Annotated in this window: 3 protein-coding genes, 1 pseudogene and 1 CRISPR repeat array; of the genes and pseudogenes, 2 read left to right on the top strand and 2 right to left on the bottom strand. The window is 70.5% G+C overall.

Annotated elements, in window-relative coordinates:
• Positions 1 to 793: RNA-guided endonuclease InsQ/TnpB family protein (locus tag ACFU8Q_RS40665; RefSeq protein WP_384465008.1), on the top strand; the 793-nt coding region annotated here is incomplete at its 5' end.
• Between the two features lie 239 nt (positions 794 to 1,032).
• Positions 1,033 to 1,425: a CRISPR direct-repeat array (repeat unit 29 nt; unit sequence GTGCACCCCGTACGCGCGGGGACGGTCCC).
• Positions 1,426 to 1,564: 139 nt separating this feature from the next.
• On the opposite strand, the gene ACFU8Q_RS40660 is transcribed toward ACFU8Q_RS40665, so the two are convergent.
• On the bottom strand, positions 1,565 to 1,858 hold the full coding sequence (locus ACFU8Q_RS40660; protein ID WP_384465005.1) for a hypothetical protein: 294 nt from the start codon (positions 1,856 to 1,858) through the stop codon (positions 1,565 to 1,567).
• Between the two features lie 529 nt (positions 1,859 to 2,387).
• Positions 2,388 to 2,468: pseudogene (locus tag ACFU8Q_RS40655) on the bottom strand (hypothetical protein); the annotation flags it as partial.
• A 184-nt stretch (positions 2,469 to 2,652) separates the two neighbouring features.
• Between ACFU8Q_RS40655 and ACFU8Q_RS40650 the strand changes: the two are divergent.
• Positions 2,653 to 2,977, top strand: a 325-nt coding sequence (locus ACFU8Q_RS40650; RefSeq protein WP_384465002.1) for a hypothetical protein, incomplete at its 3' end; no start/stop codon positions are given.

Genomic DNA, 2,977 nt, shown 5'->3' with positions numbered 1-2,977 from the left:
CAGGCTCATCGACTCCGGCCACGCGATCGTCACCAGCCTGACCGTCTCCCGGCACGGACACCGCTGGCACGCCTCCGTCCTGGCCAGGGTCGAACGGGAGCTGCCTGTGCGCCCCACTCGCCGTCAGCAGGCCGCCGGCCGGGTCGGGGTGGACCTGGGGGTGAAGACCGTACTGACCCTCTCCGATCCCCTCACTCTGCAGCGAGGGCAGGCCCCAGTCCTGGCCGTGGACAACCCACGCCTCCTGCAGAACACCGCACGCAAACTCGCCCGCGCCCAGCGGGTCATGGCCCGCCGCTTCGTGAAGGGCGCCGCACCGCAGTCCAAGGGCTACGAAGAGGCGAAGGACAAGGCGGCCAAGCTCCAAGCCCTGCTCTCCGCCCGACGGGCCACCTCTCAGCACCTGCTGACCAAACGACTGGTCGAGCAGTACGCCGAGGTCGCGCTGGAGACCCTCAACACCAAGGGCATGACCCGCTCGGCCAAGGGCACCGCCGACAAGCCGGGCAGAAACGTACGCCAGAAGGCAGGCCTCAACCGGGCCGTCCTTGACGTCGGCTTCGCGGAGATCAACCGGCAGATCGAGTACAAGGCCCGCTGGCACGCCGTCACCCTCGCCCGCGTCCCTACCTTCTTCCCCTCGTCGAAGAGATGCCACCGCTGCGGCTGGATCGACACCGGCCAGACCCTGGCCGACCGCGTGTTCCACTGCCAGGCCTGCGGTATGGTCATCGACCGGGACGCCAATGCGGCCCGCAACATCAAGAACCACGCGACACCCGTCCGGCCCTAGGCCGGGCCAGTCCCCTGGAAAAGGGGCTGTAACGCCCGTGGACTGCAGAAGTCCCCTGAGCCCGCAAGGGCGCCGGGGCGGCAGGACGAAGCGGGAAGACCCGTCACCGGGTCACCCTGGGGGGCAACCTCCCAGCGGTCCTCACATATCCATAGCGCGTACATATGCGAGCAACGCCGGGATCCGCGGAAGTGGTTGAAAAACTGCCACCGCGCCGGCAGCCACGCAGGTCGACAAGGGTGCACCCCGTACGCGCGGGGACGGTCCCCCGCATGGCGACGCCGCCGGACGCGTCCGGGGGTGCACCCCGTACGCGCGGGGACGGTCCCCCCACCGCCGAGCTGGGGGCCCAGAAGTGAGTGCACCCCGTACGCGCGGGGACGGTCCCCTGCCCTGGGTTTCGGAGACCACGTCCCGGTAGTGCACCCCGTACGCGCGGGGACGGTCCCGCACGCCAGCAGCGGACCCTGCTCACCCAGTCGTGCACCCCTTACGCGCGGGGACGGTCCCCCGTCCACTACGACCCGGAGCGCCGCGTCCTCGTGCACCCCGTACGTGCGGGGACGGTCGCGGCATGGTCGTGGTCCTCACTGTTCGGTGGTGGTGCACCCCGTACGCGCGGGGACGGTCCCAGAACGTCCGCCGCGAGAACGCCATCCGACTGTTCAAACTCGACAGCAGGTAGACGACACAGCGGGACCCCCGCACGCCGAACCGCACCGGGCCACCGGGCACTGTCCCCGCACACTGTCACGCGTACAGGCACGCGGATCACGCTTCGGGGTCGAGGGCCAGGAGGTCGTAGAGGTAGGAGCGGTCGTCTTTGAAGCTGCGCCAGACGGTGGCCGGGGGTTCGGGTTCGTCAGCGTGGCTGTTGAGGGGATGGGCAGTGACGAGGCCGTCAGCGATCTCGCAGTGCCAGCCGTCGGTCTGCGACCAGACACACCACACGTTCCCGTCCGTTCGGCGGTAGGCAGGGCGGCCGTTGTACTCGCCGTCGCGCTCGAAGCGGTAGCGGAGCCCGTCGATGTGGCGCACGAAGGTGAAGGATGCAAGTGCCGTCATGCCTTCGGCACTGTATGGGACGAAGCTGCTGGTTGCGATCTCTCGGTTTCGTGTCAGTCCGCCGCCGTTGCTCCCCGCCCGCCGGCTCTTTCTCCTCGGGCACGGAGCCGGCCGGGGGCTCGGTCTGTGTCTGGCCGGGCACGGACGGCCGGTCGAGTACCGGCTGTTCCGGCGCGGGCATCAGCGCCTGCAACGCCCGCTGGAGATCCGCGACGTGCTCGCCCCGGATCGCGAGCTGGGCGCGCAGGTGGTCCGCCTCGTTCTGGGCGAGCTGCCGCCCGTGCTCAGCCTTGGCGAGCGCCAGGGCGTGTTCCTGGCGCACGCGTTCCAGTTCGGCGCGCGCCAGGAACACGCCCTGGTCCTGGGTGCCTCCGACATCGCTGTTCTGCCCGGCCGGGGCCGACCCGTCCGACCCGTCCGGTGCGTCCGGTGCGTCCGGCGGCGCCGGGGCGTTCAGCCGGAACCCGGCCGCCAGCAGGTCATCCACCGGGATCAGCCACCCGCGCTGCGAGTCCTGGACCACGCCGGGCAGATCGCCGGCCTCCCGGCGGCGGCGGATCGTCGTGCGGCTGACGCCGCACGCGGTGGCGGCCTCTCGCTGGGTCAGCATTGGACGCGTGCTCATGCACCCATCCTCCCCGTGCCGCCGTGTCTCACCAGACCAACACCCCTCTGAGCAAGTCCGCCAGGGCGACGGATGTGATGCAGGACATGTGGGGGGTGCCCAACAGTGAGCACCCCCAGGCCCTCCGTCCGGGATTCTGCTGAGACTCACCGACTGTCGATGGAGCATCATGACCGCAACCACGTCCGTGACCTGGCATCACGGGACCGTACTTGACGACGGCACGCCGTACCCCCTGCGCCACCGGCTCTCTGCTCGCGCCTATGAAGCCCCCGCCCTCAGCGCACGCGTCCTGGGCCTGAGCGACGTACAGAGCCGCGCCGGCTGCGCCGCGCACGAGCTGGGGCACGCCGTGCTGTGGCTCTCATCCGGCATTCACGTGCGCAGGGTCGGCGTGGTTGTCGGACGGGGAGGACAGGCCGAATGCGGCCCGGTCGGACGAGACCGGATGCTCGGCTGGGCAGTCGCCCTTGCGGCCGGGGAGCGGGCTCAGG

This window comes from Streptomyces sp. NPDC057543 (assembly GCF_042801895.1).
Lineage (GTDB): Bacteria > Actinomycetota > Actinomycetes > Streptomycetales > Streptomycetaceae > Streptomyces.
The sequence above is the reverse complement of the archived record's forward strand: the minus strand, read 5'-3'. Positions and strand labels throughout refer to the sequence as shown.